Genomic DNA, 17,809 nt, shown 5'->3' on the forward strand with positions numbered 1-17,809 from the left:
CGATGCTCAATCAGATCCGAAAAATCGTGAGTGGCACCGGTACCCAGCTGCGTACGCTGTGGATGGTGTTCTCGCACGCCTGGCGCAAGCGCGAGACGTTGCAGTATCCGGAGGAGCAGGTTTATCTGCCGCCGCGCTATCGCGGCCGCATCGTGCTCACCCGCGATCCGGACGGCGAAGAACGTTGCGTGGCCTGCAATCTGTGCGCGGTGGCCTGCCCGGTGGCATGCATCTCGCTGCAGAAAGGCGAGAAGGAGGACGGCCGCTGGTATCCGGAGTTCTTTCGCATCAACTTCTCGCGTTGCATCTTCTGCGGCATGTGCGAAGAGGCGTGTCCGACCTCGGCAATCCAGCTGACGCCTGACTTCGAGATGAGCGAGTTCCGGCGTCAGGAACTGGTCTACGAGAAGGAGGACCTGCTGATCGATGGTCCGGGCAAGGATCACAGCACCAATTTCTATCGCGTGGCCGGGCTATCGATTGCCGGTAAGGACAAGGGCGAGGCGCAGAACGAGGCCGAGCCGATCGACGTCAAGTCGCTGATGCCGTGAGCTGAAAACGTCAGCCGGTACCGTCGACGTGGCGGTAGTGGTTCGAAGTCGTTTGCTGGGAGAGAAGCATGCAAATCGCGTTTTACTTGAGCGGCCTGGTCGCGATTCTCGCCACGCTGCGCGTGGTGACGGGCACCCATCCGGTGCACGCGCTGCTCTATCTGATCGTCTCGCTGATCGCGGTGGCGATGGTGTTCTTCGCCCTTGGCGCGCCGTTTGCCGGCGCCCTGGAGATCATCGTCTACGCCGGGGCGATCATGGTGCTGTTCGTGTTCGTGGTGATGATGCTGAATCTCGGCGAGTCGGCGGTAGAGCAGGAGCGAGCCTGGCTGCAACCCAAAGCATGGGTGGGGCCAGCGGTACTCACGGCGATACTGCTGATCGTGATGGTCGTCACGCTCGCCAGTGGCGATTATACCGGCAGCATCAGCGGCGAGACCCTGACGGCCAAGATGGTCGGTATTTCGCTGTTCGGACCCTATCTGGTGATCGTCGAGCTGGCAGCCATGTTGCTGCTGGCGGCATTGGTGGCCGCGTCGCATCTGGGCCGCAGCGAGGCGCACGACGAAGCCGACCTGGCGCGAGAGCGCCAACGTGAACTCAACGGCCAGCGCGAGCTCAACGACCAGCGCGAATTCAATAAACAGGCCCGAGCGTCGACGTCTTCCCCGCGCGAGACGCCGTTCGACGCCTCCGATGACAAAGCCGGCACGCAGGAGGGCAAGGCATGACGGGCATTCCGGTAGAACATGGCCTGTGGCTGGCAGCGATTCTGTTCGTGCTGGGACTGGCCGGGCTGATGACACGACGCAACATGCTGTTCGTGCTGATGAGCCTGGAGATCATGATGAATGCCGCGGGACTCGCATTCATCGTTGGCGGCACGCACTGGCAACAGGCGGACGGGCAGGTAATGTTCCTGATGATCATTACTCTGGCAGCGGCGGAGGCCAGCGTGGGGTTGGCGCTGCTGATGCAGCTCTATCGCCGCTTCAAGACGCTCGATATCGATGCGGCCAGCAGGTTGCGCGGATGAATACTTTCCCGGATGTTTTGCTCACGCTTACGTTTGTCTTTCCGCTGCTGGGGTCGCTGATCCTGGCGCTCTCCTTCGGCCGGCTCTCCGAGCGGGCCAGCGCGACCATCGGGGTCGTCTCGATCGGGCTGGCCGCGCTGTGCGCGCTGTGGGTCGGCATCGACTTCTACGATCACGGCAAGTCGGCCCAGACGCTGACGCTGTGGCACTGGATCTCGGTGGGCAATTTTCAGCCTACGGTGGGGCTGATGCTGGATGGTCTGTCATTGACGCTACTCGGTGTGATCACCGGCGTCGGTTTCTTCATCCATCTGTTCGCGGCCTGGTACATGCGGGGCGAAGATGGCATCACGCGCTTCTTCTGCCACATGAACCTGTTCGTGTTCAGCATGATTCTGCTGGTGCTGGGCGATAACCTGCTGCTGCTCTACTTCGGCTGGGAGGGCGTAGGTCTCTGCAGCTATCTGCTGATCGGTTATTACTATCGCACACCGGCCAATGGCTGGGCGGCGTTCAAGGCGTTCATCATCACCCGCACCGGCGACGTGTTCCTCGCCATCGGCATGTTCCTGCTCTACGTCGAACTCGGCTCCCTCAATCTACAGACGCTATTGTCACGGGCACCGGAAATCTGGAGCGAAGGCAGCCTGATGCCGCAACTGGCCGCGCTGATGCTACTCGGCGGAGCGGTGGGCAAATCGGCACAGCTGCCGCTGCATACTTGGCTGGCGGACGCCATGGCCGGGCCGACGCCGGTGTCGGCGTTGATTCACGCCGCGACCATGGTTACCGCCGGTGTCTACCTGATCGCACGCATGAACGGCATCTTCCTGATGGCACCGGACGTGCTGTTGCTGGTCGGGGTGATCGGGGCGCTGACGCTTCTGGTGGCGGGCTTCGCGGCGCTGGCGCAAACCGACATCAAGCGCGTGTTGGCCTATTCGACGATGAGCCAGATCGGCTACATGTTCCTGGCGTTGGGCGTGGGGGCTTTCAACGCGGCGATCTTCCACCTGATGATCCATGCCTTCTTCAAGGCGCTACTGTTCCTGTCGGCCGGCTCGGTGATCGTTTGTACCCATCACGAGCAGGACATGCGGCGCCTCGGCGGGCTGTGGCGCAAGCTACCGCTGACCTACGCCGGCTTCATCGTCGGTGGCTCAGCGCTGGCGGCACTGCCGCTGGTCACTGCCGGGTTCTACAGCAAGGACGCCATTCTGGTGTCGGCGCTCGTTTCCGGCCACGGCATTCTGATGCTTGCCGGCCTGCTTGGGGCATTGTTGACCTCGATCTATACCGTGCGCCTGATTCTCGGCACCTTCCATGGCAAACCCAAAAGCGACCACGCTCGCGATGCCCATGCCGGCAAGGGGCTGGTCCACGGCGTGCCGCTGGTGGTGCTGATCGTGATGTCGACCGCCATCGGTGCGCAGCTGACGCCGCCGCTGGACGAGGTGCTGCCGTCCGGTCCGTCGGGCGAAGGCATGGGCGTTCATGTTCTCGAGATCGCGGCGATGATCGTGGCCGTCGGCGGTGTGCTCTTCGCCGGGTGGCTATTCAAACGCCGGCGCGATCTGATTCGCCGCGGCGTAGCCGATCCCCGCGGCGCGAAGCTTTGGACCTTCTGGCACAACGCCTGGGGGTTCGACGCGCTCTATGACTGGATGTTCGTGCGGCCCTATCAAGGATTGGTGAAGGTCAATCGGAATGACTGGATCAACTCGCTGTGCAATATCCTGCCGTGGCTGGCTCGGGCTTCCCATCAGGGTTTGCGTATGACCCAGACGGGGGTGATGCGTCACTATGCCGTGTCGATGGTACTGGGCGCGACGCTGCTGCTTGCCTTCCTGCTGGTGGGTTGACGCCATGAGTACAACAACGATGCACAGTGCTGGCCGCTCGGCGACAGCGGATCGGGAACCAACGGAATTCACTCTATCGCGGATGGCTGATTCATGACTCTGGTCTGGCTGATACTGATCCCTTTCATCGGCGGGCTGCTGTGCTGGCAGGCCGAACGCTTCGGTGACCAAGCGCCGCGCTGGATCGCGCTCGGGACCATGCTGCTCGAGCTTCTGATGGTGCTGGGGCTGTGGGTCAGCAGCGACTTCAGCCTGCCGGCGGAGGGCGCCGTCGGCGCCTGGACGCTGGAGTGGCAGGCCGACTGGATCCCGCGCTTCGGTATTCAGGTGCACCTGGCGATCGATGGTCTGTCGCTGCTGATGATCGCACTGACAGGGCTGCTGGGTGCCATGGCGGTGATCTGTTCGTGGAAAGAGATCGTGCTCCGGGTCGGGTTCTTTCACCTCAATCTACTCTGGATCCTGGGTGGCGTGGTCGGCGTCTTTCTCGCCATCGACCTGTTCCTGTTCTTCCTGTTCTGGGAAATGATGCTGGTGCCGATGTACTTCCTGATCGCGCTGTGGGGGCATAGCGGTTCGCAGGGCAGTTCGCGCATCGGTGCGGCGACCAAGTTCTTCATCTATACCCAGGCCAGTGGCCTGTTGATGCTGATCGCGATTCTCGGGCTAGTGTTCGCGCATCACGCCGCGACCGGCGACTACACGTTCGCCTACGCAGATCTACTGAACACGCCGATGTCCGAGACGACGGCCTGGTGGCTGATGCTCGGGTTCTTCGTGGCTTTCGCGGTCAAGCTGCCGGTGGTGCCGCTGCACGGGTGGTTGCCGGATGCCCACGCCCAAGCCCCAACGGCCGGTAGCGTCGATCTCGCTGGCATTCTGCTCAAGACGGCGGCCTACGGCATGCTGCGGTTTGCGTTGCCGCTGTTCCCCGAGGCGTCCCAGACCTTCGCGCCGGTGGCGATGACGCTCGGTCTGATCGGCATCTTCTATGGCGCGATCCTTGCCTGCGGCCAGCATGACCTGAAACGCCTGATTGCCTATACCAGCATTTCCCATATGGGTTTCGTGCTGATCGGTATTTATGCCGGTACCGAGCTCGCCCTTCAGGGTGTGGTCGCGCTGATGGTAGCGCATGCCTTTTCCGCGGCCGGACTGTTCATTCTCTCCGGCCAGCTCTACGAGCGCCTGCACACGCGTGACATGCGCCTGATGGGGGGGCTTTGGGGTCGCATTCGTGGCCTTCCGGGATTTGCGCTGGTGTTCGTGGCAGCGTCGCTGGGTTTGCCCGGTACCGCCAATTTCGTCGGCGAGTTCATGGTGATGTTCGGCGCCTTCGGCGTCGCGCCCTGGATCGTGGTCATCGCCAGTGCCGGCCTGATTCTGGCTGCCGTCTATTCACTGTTCATCATGCAGCGGGTCTACTACGGCCCACCGGCCGACGAGACGCCGTTGGCTGATCTGGATCGACGCGAGACGATACTGCTGTTCGGCATCGTCGCGCTGGTGGTGTTCTTCGGGGTCTATCCGCAGCCCTTGCTGGATACGTCCGCCGGTGCCATGCAAGTCGTGCAACAGAGCGTTCAGCAGGTCGGGGCAATGACGGGAGGTACCCAATGAGTCATGACGCCGTGATGGCGCTCCTCGCCATTTCCCCTTTGATCGTGGTCAGTCTGACCGTGGTCGTGGTGATGCTGTCGATTGCGTGGCGCCGCAACCACACGCTGAGTGCGGTTCTCACCGCCATCGGGCTCAACGCCGCGCTGCTGGCGCTGCTGTTCGGCTGGACACTGGGAACGGTCGACGTCACCTCGGTGCTGGTGGTCGACGATCTATCTCGTTTCGGCGGGGTGCTGGTGCTGATGTCGACGCTGGCCTGTGTCACGCTGGCTCACCACTACCTGGAAGGCTACGAAGGACCGCGGGACGAATTCTATCTGCTGTTGTTGAGTGCCGCGGCCGGCGGCCTGGTGCTGGTCTCGGCACGCCACATGACGACACTGTTCTTCGGCATCGAGCTGTTGTCGATGCCGCTGTTCGGGATGCTCGCCTACACCTTCCGCGATCGTGGTGCGCTGGAAAGCGGCATCAAGTACATGGTGCTGTCGGCGGCGGCCACCGCGTTTCTGCTGTTCGGCATGGCGCTGCTCTACGCGGTGACGGGGACGCTGGATTTCGCCGAGCTGGGTTCGGCGCTATCTCGTGACACCGGCGGCCCGTGGCTTCTGGCCGGTGCCGGCCTGTTGCTGGTGGGATTGGCGTTCAAGCTTTCCATCGTGCCGTTCCATCTGTGGACGCCGGATGTCTACCAGGGCGGGCCCGGGCCGGCCACGGCATTCCTGGCCACGGCCAGCAAGGTCGCGGTATTCCTGGTGCTGTTACGGCTGTTCCAGTCGACGCTGGCATTCCATCAGGACTGGTGGCACGACCTGCTCGGCTTCATCGCCGTGATCACCATGCTGGTGGGTAACCTGCTGGCACTGACACAGAACGATCTCAAGCGTCTGCTGGGCTACTCATCGATCGCCCATTTCGGCTATCTGCTGGTGGCTCTCGTGGTCAACGAAGGTCTGGCGGTGGAGACAGTGGGGGTCTATCTGGTGACCTACGTTCTGACCACACTCGGTGCCTTCGGCGTGGTCACGCTGGTATCGAGCCCCTACGTCGCGACTGGCGGTACGGCCGATGCGAGCTCGCTGCACCATTATCGCGGCCTGTTCTGGCGCCGGCCCTTTCTCACGGCGGTGATGACCGTATCAATGTTGTCGCTGGCGGGGATTCCCTTCACGGCCGGCTTCATCGGCAAGTTTTACATCATCGCCGTGGGTGTCGAAGCGCATCGCTGGTGGCTGGTAGGCAGCGTGGTTCTGGGTAGCGCCATCGGGCTCTATTACTATCTGCGGGTGATGGTCACGCTGTTTCTCCACGAGCCCGGCATGCAGCGCCGTGATGCGACACACGACTGGGCCGAGCGCGCAGGGGGAATGGTGGTGCTCGGCGTGGCCACGCTGGTGATCGTGCTGGGACTCTACCCGACACCGATGATCAACTGGGTCAGCTGGGTGGCGGGTTCCTGAAGCCGCTTTGCGACAACCGTGTGCGACTCGACAAAAAACGCCTCTTCGGAGGCGTTTTTTCATGGGCCGGAATCGTGTCGTCGATCAGGGCAGAGCAACTACGATTCAGGAGTCGGCACGACGGCTGCTGCTCATTCCGATACTGATTCGACAGGCTGCCGGCAGATGGATGTCCACGGCGACGGGGAGGTGGTCGGAGAACATCGCTTCCAGCACGCGAGGTTTTTCGGCCTTCAACGACGACGACAGCAGGATGTGATCGAGAGCCCGGCGTGGCTGCCAGGCGGGATAGCTGAGCTGAGGCTTGAGCGGATTGAGATCCAGCGCCTGGCAGAATCGTGGATGGGTCTTGAGCTGCTCCGGCGTGCAATTGAGGTCGCCCATGACCACCACGTTATGCAACGGCTGGATGATCTCGCCCAGATAGTCGAGCTGACGCAGTCGTCCTCGCTGGCTGAGTGCCAGATGAGCGACGAAGACATGCAGAGCATCCGGCCCCTCGCCGTAGCGAGCGTGAATCGCGCCGCGCCCGCGCATACCCGGGAGTCGATGTTCGTCGATCCGGTTGGGTGTCAGCCGGGAAAGCAGTCCGTTGCTGTGCTGGGCAACGTGACCCAGATTGCGGTTGAGCTGCTGGAAATGGAAGTCGAAGTCCGAGCGAGTGGCGAGATACTCGACCTGGTTGACATGATTCGAACGAAAGCTGCCGCCATCGGCCTCCTGAAGCCCGACGATATCGTATGCCGACAAGGCGCTGGCGACGATATCGAGACGCGAGCTGCGTTTGGGGTGAGGCAGCAGGTGTTGCCAGCTACGTGTGAGATAGTGGTGGTATGCCGAGGTGTGAATGCCGACCTGCAAATTGCAGGTCAGCAGTTTCAATGTCGGCGAGATCTCGCTGGCAGGTGTCGAGGCAGCTGCGGACATGGTGTCACTCGCTCTCGGTGCGTTCCTCGCGAACTTTCTCGATCAATGCGCTGGCGATCTTCGGCATGTTCTCCAGCGAGCCTGCGGAGTCCGGCGTGACGACATAGCGGCCATCGACGATCAGGTCGGGCACGCCCATCAGCTGATAGCCGCGCATCTTGGCCGAGGCCTGCTGTATCTCGCTCTTCACACCGAAGGAGTCGAGAGCCTTGAGAGCGTCATCCTTGCTGACCCCATAGTCGGTAAAGAATTCGGCGATCTCGTCCTTGTCTGTCAGGCGCTTGCCGCCCTTATGGATGGCATCCATGAAGTCCTGACGCATCTCGTGCTCGATCCCCAGTTGCTTGGCCGCATAGAACGCGATGGCGTGCTGTTCCCAGACCTTGCCCAGCGGCGCCGCCATCCGGTCGAAGGTGACGTCATCCGGCAGCTGCTCGACCCATTCGTTGAGCGGCTCTTCCAAGGCGTAGCAGTGGGGGCAGCCATACCAGAAAACTTCGGTAACTTCGATCTGGTCTGCGGGGGCTTCTGTTTTCATCGGCTGGTCGATGACCTGATAGTCCTGACCTTCGACGATGTCCGCCGCCATCACTGCGCTCGAGAACGTCAGCCCGGCTAATAGCGCCATAAACGACTTGATCATGCGTTACTGCTCCTGAATGTCGAGAAAGAAAACCGGTGGTTGAAGCCTTTATTGTCGAAGCGTCGAGACTGGGACGCCGTCCGGAAAACATCGCTGCACCGCTGGTGAATGCCACGATACCCGTATTGGAGCCTCGAATGCTCGGCAGGTTCCCTTGCTAGCCTGCTACCGACCCGTTTACGTTAGCCTGACAGAAATGAGCGGAAAAGCGTAGGGTGCCCATCGCTCGTCTTCGGGAGTGAAATGTCAGCACTCATCCGCAGTAGGGCACGCGTGCTACACTGCGCGGCGTTACCGTCCACGATGATCGAGCTTGCCATGACTGCCACCCCTGCGCGCCTGAACTACCAGACGGCGACCTTTCAGATCAGCGCGCCGACGCTGGCCAAATGCCCGTTCGATCGGGGAATCGAGGTCGCTTTCGCCGGGCGTTCCAACGCTGGCAAGTCGAGCGCGATCAATGCGCTGACCCAACAGCGGGCGCTGGCGAGAACCTCGAAGACGCCAGGCCGCACGCAGTTGATCAACTTCTTCACGCTGCAGAACGACGAGCAGCTCAGACTCGTCGATTTACCGGGTTACGGCTACGCCAAGGTCCCGGAGGCGATGAAGAAGGAGTGGCAGGCCCATCTCGCCGATTACCTGCATAACCGTCGTTCGCTGGCCGGGCTGATCCTGTTGATGGACGTGCGCCATCCGCTCAGCGAGTTCGATATCCAGCTGCTCGAAATGGCGGACGACCGCAAGCTGCCGGTCCATATTCTGCTGACCAAGGCCGACAAGTTGAAGCAGGGCCCGGCCAAGGCTTCTTTGCAGCAGGTCAAGCAGCGCCTGGCCGAGTGGGAAGACCTGGTCAGTGTGCAGCTCTTCTCGTCGCTGAAGCGCCAGGGCCTCGATCAGGCATATGGCGTAATGGATCGGTGGATGACGGCCGAGTGAGAGACATCGGGTTCGGTCACTGATTGGAATCCTCTACTGAATCCACTTCCCACTAAATGTGCCACCCCGATGACGCCTATTCAGGACGGCGCTGACGATGGGCTCGCTGAGCCGGGGTTTGCGACAGGGATGTCGTAAAAGGCGCGTTGGACAGGATGTCCTTTCGCGCCGACCCGAGCTCAGCGAGCCCAGAGGCAGGATTTCGCCGTTCTGGGCGTCAAAAAGGGGAGTGTGAGGGGCTTGCCCCTCACGATAACGAGCGGAACGGAGGGGAATGCTCGTTCAGTCGTGACCTGCTTGGACTCGGCTCGATCTCCAAGCGATCACGCTCCAAGTCACCGCTCTCTCCAAGTGACATGTCGTGTCGCTACAACGACGCCTGATCCAGTTTCGCCACGATCTCCGGCAACTCCCTCACATGCGTTACGCGATGCACTCGCGGCGGCAGTTCGCGTTCGCCCTCGTCCTTGGCGTCGATCCACACCGCATGCATGCCGAGTCGTTGCGCGGCGAGAACATCCTCCTCCCAGTTGTCACCCACGTGCAGGGCACGGTAGGGCTGGGTGCCGAGTTGCGCCACGGCGGACAGAAAGGGGCGAGAGTCCGGCTTCGACGCGTGCATTTCGCCGGCGAGAATGATCACGTCGAAATGGTGGTCCAGCGCTAATCGACGCACGTCGACGTTACCGTTGGTGATGATGCCAAGCCGATAGCGCCTGGCCCAGGCATCGAACATCGGTACGACTTCCGGGTAGAGTGAGACGTCGTGTCGCAGCGTCATGAAATGCTCGAAACCCGCCGCTGCCCATCGCTCCGCATCCTGCGCCGACAAGCCATGTTCGACGAGTAGCTCGCGCATGGCGCGTTCGCGGATCCAGCTGTGATCGCCCCGACTCAATGGGAAGCGCTGCATCAGCGATGCACGGATGGACTGATAAGCCTCCAGTGGAAAGGCCTTGGCCAGTGGCGGTGCGCCGACGCCTCTGTGTGCGTCGATCTGCTCGGCAAGCCATTGATAATGGGTCGGCTCGGCGTGGGCCATGACCGGGCCGTTGTGCCAGAGCGTGTCGTCGAGATCGAAGGTGATCGCATCCAACGGCATAGCAGGTGATCCCTAGAGGTTGTCTGAACTCTCGTCGGCGGATGAGGCCGGCTTGCGACGGGCGCGAGGATGGGCCTGATCGTAGACCTCGGCGAGCTGTTGCCAGTCCAGGCGAGTGTAGATCTGCGTCGTCGAGAGGTTGGCATGGCCCAACAGTTCCTGCACCGCGCGCAGGTCCTGGCTCGATTCCAGCAGGTGGCTGGCGAAGGAGTGGCGCAGCCGGTGAGGATGAAGATGCTCCGGCAGTCCCCTTTTGCGGGCCGTGTCGGCCAGCCGGCTCTGGATCGACCGATGCCCCAGGCGCCCGCCATGCTGGGCCACGAACAGGGCCGTTTCGCCTTCTCTCGCCAGCGCGCTGCGAAACCCGAGCCAGCTCTGGATGGCCTGGCTGGCGCGACTGCCCAGCGGCACCTGGCGGGGCTTGCCGCCCTTGCCCACGACGCGCACGTGGCGCTCGTCGAGACTGGCAAGATCGAGCGCTGCCAGTTCCGCCAGGCGCAGACCGCAGGAGTAGAAAAGTTCCAGCATGGCCTGATCGCGACAATCGAGCGGGTCGTCGTCGTGGGGCGTGTCGAGAAAGTGGCCGAGCAGGTCGACATCGACCGGGCTGGGCAGATGGCGCGGCTGGCGTGGTGCCTGCGTCAGCTGTACCGGATTGTGATCGAGCTCCCCCCGACTGACCAGTTCATCGGCGAAACGCGATAGCGCGGCGCGGCGTCTAGCCAGCGTTCGCGGCGCCATGCCGCGGGTCCGCTCATGAGCCAGGTAACGCCGCAGCAGCGCGACATCGAGCTGGCGCCAGCTATGCACATCCTGCGTTTCGAGGTAGCCGATCAGTCCGCTGATATCGCGTCGGTAGGCGTCCACCGTCGCCGGGCTGGCGCGCTGCGCCAGCCGTTTCAGAAAAGCATCAAGCGCGGCCTGCACCGGCCACCTCGGCACGCCGCAGGAGGCGGCTGACGACTTCACCCAGATATTCCGTGAACAGGGTATCCAGGGTGGCACGGAAATGCTCGCCATCGTGACTGGCCAGCAACAGGAAACCGAGCGATTCTCCCTGGGTCAGCCGCGTGATGGCACAGGAGCCCGACACCTGCGGGGCATTGCAGTGAGGCAGCAGCGCTTGCCAGTCCTCGCGTTCAAGCGTGGTACAGCAGCTGGTCTGTTCGCTGAGCAGTCGCTCCAGGCGCTGGCGGGCGTCGTCGGTCAGGACGAACCGCGGTGGCTGCCAGGCGTTGGCGTTGTGCTGCGTCGCGTAGCAGGCCGGCGGTGTCTCCAGCCACAGGCCGATGCCCTGGGTCCGAAAGCGTTCGGCCAGTTGAGTCGACAGAGCCTCTGCCAGGGCATCGGCGTCTTCCGCCTCGACCAGACCGAGAACCAGCTCACGGGTCCGACGATATTGAGCCTCGTTGTAGCGCGCCGACTCGAGCAGGTTTTCGAGACGCCATTCCGCGTCCTCGGCCCGGTGGCGAAGATCCACCACCAGCCGTTCGAGCAGCGAGACGGCGCCGGGAATATTGGGGTGAGGCACCTTGAGTTGTTGCAGAAGCCCCTCTCGGCCAACGAAGAAGTCGGTGTGCTGCGCCAGCCACTCGGCGACCCGATCGGGATCCAGTGTCTGGCGAGGCTCGGGGACCTGGGCGCGTGACATGCGTGGGTTCTCCTGTAATCCCTACTGACAGGGCGGTCTTTCCGCCGCATCTTTTTTTAGTTTCAAGGCAGTTTATCAGTTCAAGGTTCTTTATTAAGTCAAGGCGACTCGCCCTTCAAAGACGCGTTCGGCGGGGCCTGTCATGAACATTGGCGTCTCTGCGCCTTCCCAGGCCAGAGTCAGGCGACCGCCACGCAGCACCACATCCACCGGGCTCTTCAATATCCCTCGGCGAATACCGCAGGCGACCGCCGCGCAGGCGCCGGTACCGCAGGCCAATGTCTCGCCGACCCCGCGCTCGAATACGCGTAGACGGATGGCATGCTCGGAGTCGATCTGCATGAAGCCAATGTTGGCCTGACGCGGGAAGCTCGAGTGATGCTGCAGTTTGGGTCCTAGTACGCTGACCGGGGCGTGATCGACGTCATCGACTTCGAGTACCGCATGGGGGTTGCCCATCGAAGCGACGCTGAAGGCGATGCTCTGGCCATCGATCTCGAGGTAATGCATCGGTTCGTCGCTGTCGGCGGTAAACGGAATGTCGGACGGCGCAAAGCGCGGCGCGCCCATGTCGACCCGCACCCGGCCATCAGCGTCCACCTTGAGCGTCAGCGGGCCGCCCAGGGTTTCAACCTGAAATTCACGCTTGTGGGTCAAGCGCTGGTCGATCACGAAGCGGGCGAAGCAGCGCGCGCCATTGCCGCAATTTTCCACTTCTCCGCCGTCGGCGTTGAAGATGCGATAGCGGAAATCCATGTCCGGGTTGCGCGGTGGCTCCACCAGCAGCAACTGATCGAAACCGACGCCGAAGTGGCGATCGGCCAGTTGGCGGATCTGCTCGTCACGCAGGTAGGCGCGCTGACTGATCAGATCGACCACCATGAAATCGTTGCCCAGGCCGTGCATCTTGGTGAAGTTCAGCAGCATCAGCTGTTCTCCGGCTGTCGCGATGTCTTTGGCGACGTCTCTGTCGATGTCTCAGGTAAGCGTGACTCCAGGGCCCACAGCGATTCGACACTCTCCCGTTGGCGAACCAGATGACTCGTGTTGCCGTCGACGAGGACTTCGGCAGGGCGGCCACGACTGTTGTAGTTGGATGCCATGGCGAAGCCGTAGGCGCCGGCCGAGCGCACCGCGAGTAGATCCCCTTCGGCGATTGCCAGTTGGCGTTCCTGGCCGAGAAAGTCGCCGCTTTCGCAGATCGGCCCCACCACGTCGTAGAAGGCGCTGTCGCGACTCGGGCGCGTATCGACCCGCTCGATCCGCTGCCATGCCTGATACAGCGACGGCCGGATCAGATCGTTCATCCCGGCGTCGACGATGGCGAAGTTCTTGGTCTCGCCGGGCTTGAGATATTCGACCCGGGTCAACATCAGGCCGGCGTTGGCCGCGATGGAACGGCCAGGCTCGAGCAGCAGTGTCAAATCTCGGCCCTGCAGGCGCTCGCGCACCGCAGCGACGAAATCTCCAGCCGCCGGTGGGCGTTCATCCTGATAGGTCACGCCGAGGCCGCCGCCAATGTCGAGATGCTCGATGGCAATGCCGTGATCGGCGAGCCGGTCGATCAAGGCGAGCAGGCGGTCCAGCGCATCGAGATAGGGCGAGAGCTCGGTCAGCTGCGAGCCGATGTGGCAGTCCAGTCCCACGACCTTGAGACACGGCCGTTCGGCGGCCCAGGTGTAGAGATCGAATACCTCTTCCGCGGCAACGCCGAACTTGTTGGCCTTGAGCCCGGTAGAGATGTATGGATGGGTTTTGGCATCGACGTCCGGATTGACGCGAATAGAGATGTTCGCCACCTGGCCGCGCTCGGCGGCAACTCGGTCGAGTCGCTCGAGCTCCGGGCGCGATTCGACGTTGAAGCATTTGATGCCGACTTCCAGCGCGCGGGCCATTTCGTCGGCCTGCTTGGCAACGCCGGAGAAGACGACCTTGGACGGATCGCCACCGGCGGCGATCACTCGTTCCAGCTCGCCGACCGAAACGATATCGAAACCGGCGCCGAGGCGTGCCAGCACGTCGAGCACGGCGAGATTGGAGTTGGCCTTGAGCGCATAACAGACCAGATGCGGCATATCGCCCAGCGCATCACTGTAAGCTCGAAAATGCCGGGTCAAAGCAGCGCGCGAATAGACGTAGCAGGGGGTGCCGTACTGCTCGGCCAACTGGTTCAGAGCGACGTCTTCGGCGTAAAGGACGCCGTCGCGGAGGGGAAAGGCATCGAACGTCACGGTAGTGCCTCTGCGCTCGGTTGGGTGGCTGCCGGGGCTGGACTCGCCTGCGGCGATGTCAGCTGTCGGCGCTGCGCGTCGGGGCTGCCTTGACCGGGAGCCTGCTTCGATGAGACTGGCTGCGCTTCCTCGTGGCCGCCCTGGGGGTCGTAGGTCTCCGAGGAGTCGCTGTCACCGGGCATGTAGAGCGGTCCTTTCTGGCCGCAACCGGTCAGCATCAATAGCGATAGAGCCAGCACCAACGACATCGGCATTCGCGCGGCAAGACCGGAAACCTTACGAGACATGATGGCTCTCCTGCAGCATGGCAAGGGCATCACGTGCCCGCTGAGCAGCGGCACGAACCTGATCGGGCGCGGTACCGCCGATATGGTTACGCGCGGCAACCGACCCTTCCAGCGTCAGCACCTCGAAGACATCCTCATTGATCACCTCGGAGAAACGCTGGAGTTCCTCGAGCGACATCTCGGAGAGATCCTTGCTCTGCTCGATGCCATAGGCGACTGCCTTGCCGACGATCTCGTGGGCATCGCGGAACGCCACCCCGGCACGTACCAGATAATCGGCCAGATCGGTGGCGGTCGAGAAACCGCGGCGCGCGGCCTCGAGCATGCTGTTCGGCTTGGCCACCAGCGCCGGTGCCATGTCGGCGAAGGCGCGCAGGCAACCCTTGACCGTGTCGAGGGTGTCGAACAGCGGTTCCTTGTCTTCCTGATTATCCTTGTTGTACGCCAACGGCTGAGATTTCATCAGCGTCAACAGGCTCATCAGATGGCCGTAGACGCGGCCGGTCTTGCCGCGCACCAGCTCGGGCACGTCCGGGTTCTTTTTCTGCGGCATGATCGATGAGCCAGTGCAGAAGCGATCCGGCAAATCGACGAAGTCGAACTGGGCGCTGGCCCACAGCACCATCTCTTCGCTCATGCGCGAGAGGTGCATCAGCAGAATGCTGGCGAAGGCGGTGAACTCGATGGCGAAGTCGCGATCACTGACAGCGTCCAGCGAGTTCTCTGCCGGCCGGTCGAAGCCAAGCAGTTCGGCGGTGACATGGCGATCGATGGGATAGGTCGTGCCAGCCAGGGCAGCGGCGCCGAGCGGCAGCACGTTGACCCGCTTGCGGCAGTCGAGCAGGCGCTCGTGATCCCGTGTCAGCATCTCCTGCCATGCCAGCAGATGGTGGCCGAAGGTGACCGGCTGCGCCGTCTGCAGATGAGTGAAGCCAGGCATGATGGTATCCGCTTCACGGTCGGCGAGCTCGATCAGGCCGCTGCGCAGGCGTGAAAGCTCGGCAGCCACGGTATCGATCTCATCACGTAAATAGAGCCGGATGTCGGTAGCGATCTGGTCATTGCGCGAGCGCCCGGTATGCAGCTTCTTGCCGGTGATGCCGATCTTGTCGGTCAGCCGCGCTTCGATGTTCATGTGAATGTCTTCGAGCGCAATCGACCACTCGACTTCGCCGCGTTCGATCTCGCTCTCGATGGCTTTTAGGCCATCGATGATGCGATCACGCTCGTCGTCGGTCAGCACGCCGACTCGAGCCAGCATGGTGGCGTGAGCGATCGAGCCGCGAATGTCGTGGTGGTAGAGACGCTTGTCGAACGGGATCGAAGCGGTGAAGGCGGCGACGAATGCATCAGTGGGTTCGCTGAAACGTCCGCCCCAGGATTGGTTGGTTGCCTGCGTCATCGAAAATCGAGCTCTGCGTGGTCTGCGAATGGAAAAAGTCTACGAAACGGGTCCATGAAGCGCTAACCCGAGTGTATCAGAGACGGTGTTGGCATAGGGTGACGTAAAGAAGGTGATGTAGAGAGGGTGACGTAAATAGGGAATGTCGAAGAGGTGGAAGGTAGAAAGAGCGGTGGAAAACGGTGCCGAGAAGCCCTAAAGGCTGTCGACCCGTCAGTGGCGCGCTCGATTTTTACTCATTCGGCGACTGCTTTATCATGTAAGCCAAGGTTCGCGGATGCGAACACCCACTTGGCGACGAATCGAAGGCACCCGCTGGCGGTGCTGCCGGTGACGACCATTCGACCCGGAGAACGGCGTGCTCGACGCTAATAGATTGAGAATCGCAACCCGCAAGAGCGCGTTGGCGCTGTGGCAGGCCGAACACGTCAAGACGCTGCTGGAACAGTTTCACCCGCACCTGAGCGTCGAACTGGTGCCATTATCCACTCGTGGCGACCAGATTCTTGATACGCCGCTGGCGAAGATCGGCGGCAAGGCGCTGTTCGTCAAGGAACTCGAGGAGGCAATGCTCGATGGGCGGGCAGATCTGGCCGTGCATTCGATGAAAGACGTACCGATGCAGTTCCCCGAGGGGCTGGGTCTATCGGTGATCCTGGAAAGTGGCGCGCCCACTGATGCCTTCGTCTCCAACGACTATGCTGGCGTCGATGCGCTGCCCGAAGGAGCGCGGATCGGGACTTCCAGCCTGCGGCGCGGGCTCCAGATCAGCGCGCGTCGGCCGGATCTCGAAGTGCTGCCGTTACGTGGCAACGTACAGACGCGACTGGGCAAGCTTGATGCGGGTGATTTCGAAGCGATCATCCTGGCCACGACAGGCCTGCAACGGCTCCAGCTTGGCGAGAGAATCACCGCCGAGCTGGCGCCGGAAGAGAGCCTGCCGGCCTGCGGTCAAGGTGCGCTGGGTATCGAATGTCGTCACGACGACGCGGAACTGATCACCCTGCTGGCGCCGCTGGATCACGCCGCGACAGCGACGCGGGTGCGCGCCGAGCGGGCGCTGAATACGCGTCTGGACGGCGGCTGCCAAGTGCCCATTGGTGGCTATGCCGTGCTCGAGAATGGTGGCGATACGCTATGGCTGCGTGGACTGGTGGGGCATCCAGATGGCTCGACGGTGTTGCGTGCCGAAAGCCGAGGGTCAGCCATGGAGCCCGAATCGTTGGGGATTCGCGTGGCGGAAGATCTGCTCGCGCAGGGCGCCGGCGAGATTCTGTCCGAGGTTTACGGAAACGCTGGCAGCGACTGATGTCGGACCGCGTGCTGCTGACCCGGCCGGGGCCGCGTGGCGCCGTTCTGGCGCGGGCGCTGAGAGAGACGGGCTACGCGCCAGTCTCTCTCGACGTGCTGCGCTTCGAGGCTTTGACACTCTCTGCCTCGGCGCGCGCCGCACTGCTCGATCTCGACCAGTTTCAAAGCGTCATCGTGGTCAGTCCTCAGGCGGCGACGTGTCTTGCTGAAGCCATTGCGTCATACTGGCCGCAGTTGCCACAGGGTCTGCGTTTCTATGCCATTGGCGAAGCCACGGCGAAGACGCTCCATGCCGAACTGGGTGTGCCGGCGGTCATTCCGTCACGAGCCGGCGGTGAGGACAGCGAGGCGCTATTGGCAGTGGCATCGCTCAAAGTCGTGGCCGGCAAGCGGCTTCTACTGGCTCGCGGTGAAGAGGGGCGGGAGTTACTGCGGGAGCGACTGCGGGAACGCGGCGCCGAAGTCGAAGTTCTGGCTCTTTATCGACGTCGATATCGCCCTCCGTCTTCTCCGGCGGATGCGTGGCTGGCGGAAGGGGATTTCGCCGCCCTGGTGGTGACGAGCGGGGAAATATTGCAACATTTGGTCACATGGTGTGGCCCAGTAGCGTTGAACCAACCGCTAATCGTCTCGAGTCAACGGTTGGCTACACTGGCGGGGACGCTGGGGTTCGACTCGCTGCATGTGGCGTCGGGTGCATCTCCGGCGGCACTGAGCGCCGAGGTTCGCGCGGTGCTCGATTCAAGGGGCGCCACCTTCGATCAGGGTGATCACGAAAAAGGCTAGCGAT

The 17,809-nt window shown here is 62.4% G+C and carries 17 protein-coding genes and 1 pseudogene; 9 read left to right on the forward strand and 9 right to left on the reverse strand.

All coding sequences use genetic code 11. From position 1 onward, the window contains the following. Window positions 1-2 precede the first annotated feature (2 nt). The 6 genes from nuoI (at window position 3) to nuoN (ending at window position 6,526) form a co-directional block, all read left to right on the forward strand. Window positions 3-551 (forward strand): NADH-quinone oxidoreductase subunit NuoI, encoded by a 549-nt coding sequence (gene nuoI / locus DOM27_RS03115; RefSeq protein ID WP_110654575.1) that lies wholly within the window; start codon window positions 3-5, stop codon window positions 549-551. A gap of 68 nt (window positions 552-619) precedes the next feature. After that, window positions 620-1,282 carry an NADH-quinone oxidoreductase subunit J gene (gene nuoJ, locus DOM27_RS03120; protein ID WP_110654576.1) on the forward strand — a complete coding sequence of 221 codons (663 nt, stop codon included), beginning with the start codon at window positions 620-622 and terminating at the stop codon, window positions 1,280-1,282. Further along, entirely contained in the window at window positions 1,279-1,587 is a 309-nt protein-coding gene (gene nuoK, locus DOM27_RS03125) for an NADH-quinone oxidoreductase subunit NuoK (protein ID WP_110597770.1), read from the forward strand. The genes nuoJ and nuoK overlap by 4 nt, the downstream gene beginning before the upstream one ends. Further along, window positions 1,584-3,449 (forward strand): NADH-quinone oxidoreductase subunit L, encoded by a 1,866-nt coding sequence (gene nuoL, locus DOM27_RS03130; protein WP_110654577.1) that lies wholly within the window; start codon window positions 1,584-1,586, stop codon window positions 3,447-3,449. The genes nuoK and nuoL overlap by 4 nt, the downstream gene beginning before the upstream one ends. A 93-nt stretch (window positions 3,450-3,542) precedes the next feature. Then, window positions 3,543-5,069 (forward strand): NADH-quinone oxidoreductase subunit M, encoded by a 1,527-nt coding sequence (nuoM, locus tag DOM27_RS03135; protein WP_110654578.1) that lies wholly within the window; start codon window positions 3,543-3,545, stop codon window positions 5,067-5,069. Continuing rightward, a complete protein-coding gene (gene nuoN, locus DOM27_RS03140) occupies window positions 5,066-6,526 on the forward strand; it encodes an NADH-quinone oxidoreductase subunit NuoN (RefSeq protein WP_110654579.1) in 1,461 nt (486 codons plus the stop codon). The genes nuoM and nuoN overlap by 4 nt, the downstream gene beginning before the upstream one ends. Window positions 6,527-6,631: 105 nt before the next feature. Here the strand turns inward: nuoN and DOM27_RS03145 are convergent, their stop codons facing one another. Both DOM27_RS03145 and DOM27_RS03150 read right to left on the reverse strand, forming a co-directional pair. After that, window positions 6,632-7,453 carry an endonuclease/exonuclease/phosphatase family protein gene (locus tag DOM27_RS03145; protein ID WP_110654580.1) on the reverse strand — a complete coding sequence of 274 codons (822 nt, stop codon included), beginning with the start codon at window positions 7,451-7,453 and terminating at the stop codon, window positions 6,632-6,634. Between the two features lie 4 nt (window positions 7,454-7,457). Then, complete coding sequence (locus DOM27_RS03150; protein WP_110654581.1) at window positions 7,458-8,096, reverse strand: thiol:disulfide interchange protein DsbA/DsbL; 639 nt, start codon at window positions 8,094-8,096, stop codon at window positions 7,458-7,460. A 318-nt stretch (window positions 8,097-8,414) separates the two neighbouring features. Between DOM27_RS03150 and yihA the strand changes: the two genes are divergently transcribed. Continuing rightward, window positions 8,415-9,035 carry a ribosome biogenesis GTP-binding protein YihA/YsxC gene (gene yihA / locus DOM27_RS03155; protein WP_110654582.1) on the forward strand — a complete coding sequence of 207 codons (621 nt, stop codon included), beginning with the start codon at window positions 8,415-8,417 and terminating at the stop codon, window positions 9,033-9,035. A gap of 367 nt (window positions 9,036-9,402) precedes the next feature. Here yihA and DOM27_RS03160 read toward each other — a convergent pair whose 3' ends face one another. The 7 genes and pseudogenes from DOM27_RS03160 to argH all read right to left on the reverse strand — a co-directional run bounded on the left by DOM27_RS03160 (window position 9,403) and on the right by argH (window position 15,708). Continuing rightward, window positions 9,403-10,137, reverse strand: a complete 735-nt coding sequence (locus tag DOM27_RS03160) for an HAD family hydrolase (RefSeq protein ID WP_110654583.1) — start codon at window positions 10,135-10,137, stop codon at window positions 9,403-9,405. A gap of 12 nt (window positions 10,138-10,149) precedes the next feature. Beyond that, complete coding sequence (locus DOM27_RS03165; RefSeq protein ID WP_245392565.1) at window positions 10,150-11,064, reverse strand: tyrosine recombinase XerC; 915 nt, start codon at window positions 11,062-11,064, stop codon at window positions 10,150-10,152. Then, a complete protein-coding gene (locus DOM27_RS03170; protein ID WP_110654585.1) occupies window positions 11,048-11,788 on the reverse strand; it encodes a DUF484 family protein in 741 nt (246 codons plus the stop codon). The genes DOM27_RS03165 and DOM27_RS03170 overlap by 17 nt, the downstream gene beginning before the upstream one ends. A gap of 93 nt (window positions 11,789-11,881) precedes the next feature. Further along, window positions 11,882-12,715, reverse strand: coding sequence for a diaminopimelate epimerase (dapF, locus tag DOM27_RS03175; protein ID WP_110654586.1), 834 nt, complete (start codon window positions 12,713-12,715; stop codon window positions 11,882-11,884). Continuing rightward, complete coding sequence (lysA, locus tag DOM27_RS03180) at window positions 12,715-14,019, reverse strand: diaminopimelate decarboxylase (RefSeq protein WP_110654587.1); 1,305 nt, start codon at window positions 14,017-14,019, stop codon at window positions 12,715-12,717. The genes dapF and lysA overlap by 1 nt, the downstream gene beginning before the upstream one ends. 158 nt (window positions 14,020-14,177) lie before the next feature. Continuing rightward, window positions 14,178-14,273: pseudogene (gene lptM, locus DOM27_RS18070) on the reverse strand (LPS translocon maturation chaperone LptM); the annotation flags it as partial. 22 nt (window positions 14,274-14,295) lie between these two features. Further along, window positions 14,296-15,708: an argininosuccinate lyase gene (argH, locus tag DOM27_RS03190; protein WP_110654588.1), complete on the reverse strand. Its 1,413-nt coding sequence runs from the start codon at window positions 15,706-15,708 to the stop codon at window positions 14,296-14,298. 358 nt (window positions 15,709-16,066) lie between these two features. Here argH and hemC point away from each other — a divergent pair, with 358 nt between their 5' ends. Further along, the gene (gene hemC / locus DOM27_RS03195; protein WP_110654589.1) at window positions 16,067-17,017 is read left to right on the forward strand and encodes a hydroxymethylbilane synthase; all 951 of its coding nucleotides are present in this window, start codon (window positions 16,067-16,069) and stop codon (window positions 17,015-17,017) included. Then, window positions 17,017-17,805 (forward strand): uroporphyrinogen-III synthase, encoded by a 789-nt coding sequence (locus tag DOM27_RS03200; RefSeq protein WP_110654590.1) that lies wholly within the window; start codon window positions 17,017-17,019, stop codon window positions 17,803-17,805. The genes hemC and DOM27_RS03200 overlap by 1 nt, the downstream gene beginning before the upstream one ends. The last annotated feature ends 4 nt before the right edge of the window (window positions 17,806-17,809 follow it).

The organism is Salinicola halimionae (genome assembly GCF_003206065.1).
In the GTDB taxonomy this organism is placed as follows: Bacteria; Pseudomonadota; Gammaproteobacteria; order Pseudomonadales; family Halomonadaceae; genus Salinicola; species Salinicola halimionae.

Excerpts from the sequence above, each read along its gene's own strand:
- DOM27_RS03150 (WP_110654581.1), bottom strand. The coding sequence starts at position 8,096 with ATGATCAAGTCGTTTATGGCGCTATTAGCCGGGCTGACGTTCTCGAGC.
- DOM27_RS03200 (WP_110654590.1), top strand. The coding sequence starts at position 17,017 with ATGTCGGACCGCGTGCTGCTGACCCGGCCGGGGCCGCGTGGCGCCGTT.
- nuoK (WP_110597770.1), top strand. The coding sequence starts at position 1,279 with ATGACGGGCATTCCGGTAGAACATGGCCTGTGGCTGGCAGCGATTCTG.
- DOM27_RS03145 (WP_110654580.1), bottom strand. The coding sequence starts at position 7,453 with ATGTCCGCAGCTGCCTCGACACCTGCCAGCGAGATCTCGCCGACATTG.
- dapF (WP_110654586.1), bottom strand. The coding sequence starts at position 12,715 with ATGCTGCTGAACTTCACCAAGATGCACGGCCTGGGCAACGATTTCATG.
- DOM27_RS03160 (WP_110654583.1), bottom strand. The coding sequence starts at position 10,137 with ATGCCGTTGGATGCGATCACCTTCGATCTCGACGACACGCTCTGGCAC.
- nuoJ (WP_110654576.1), top strand. The coding sequence starts at position 620 with ATGCAAATCGCGTTTTACTTGAGCGGCCTGGTCGCGATTCTCGCCACG.
- argH (WP_110654588.1), bottom strand. The coding sequence starts at position 15,708 with ATGACGCAGGCAACCAACCAATCCTGGGGCGGACGTTTCAGCGAACCC.
- nuoM (WP_110654578.1), top strand. The coding sequence starts at position 3,543 with ATGACTCTGGTCTGGCTGATACTGATCCCTTTCATCGGCGGGCTGCTG.
- nuoN (WP_110654579.1), top strand. The coding sequence starts at position 5,066 with ATGAGTCATGACGCCGTGATGGCGCTCCTCGCCATTTCCCCTTTGATC.
- DOM27_RS03170 (WP_110654585.1), bottom strand. The coding sequence starts at position 11,788 with ATGTCACGCGCCCAGGTCCCCGAGCCTCGCCAGACACTGGATCCCGAT.
- yihA (WP_110654582.1), top strand. The coding sequence starts at position 8,415 with ATGACTGCCACCCCTGCGCGCCTGAACTACCAGACGGCGACCTTTCAG.
- nuoI (WP_110654575.1), top strand. The coding sequence starts at position 3 with ATGCTCAATCAGATCCGAAAAATCGTGAGTGGCACCGGTACCCAGCTG.
- nuoL (WP_110654577.1), top strand. The coding sequence starts at position 1,584 with ATGAATACTTTCCCGGATGTTTTGCTCACGCTTACGTTTGTCTTTCCG.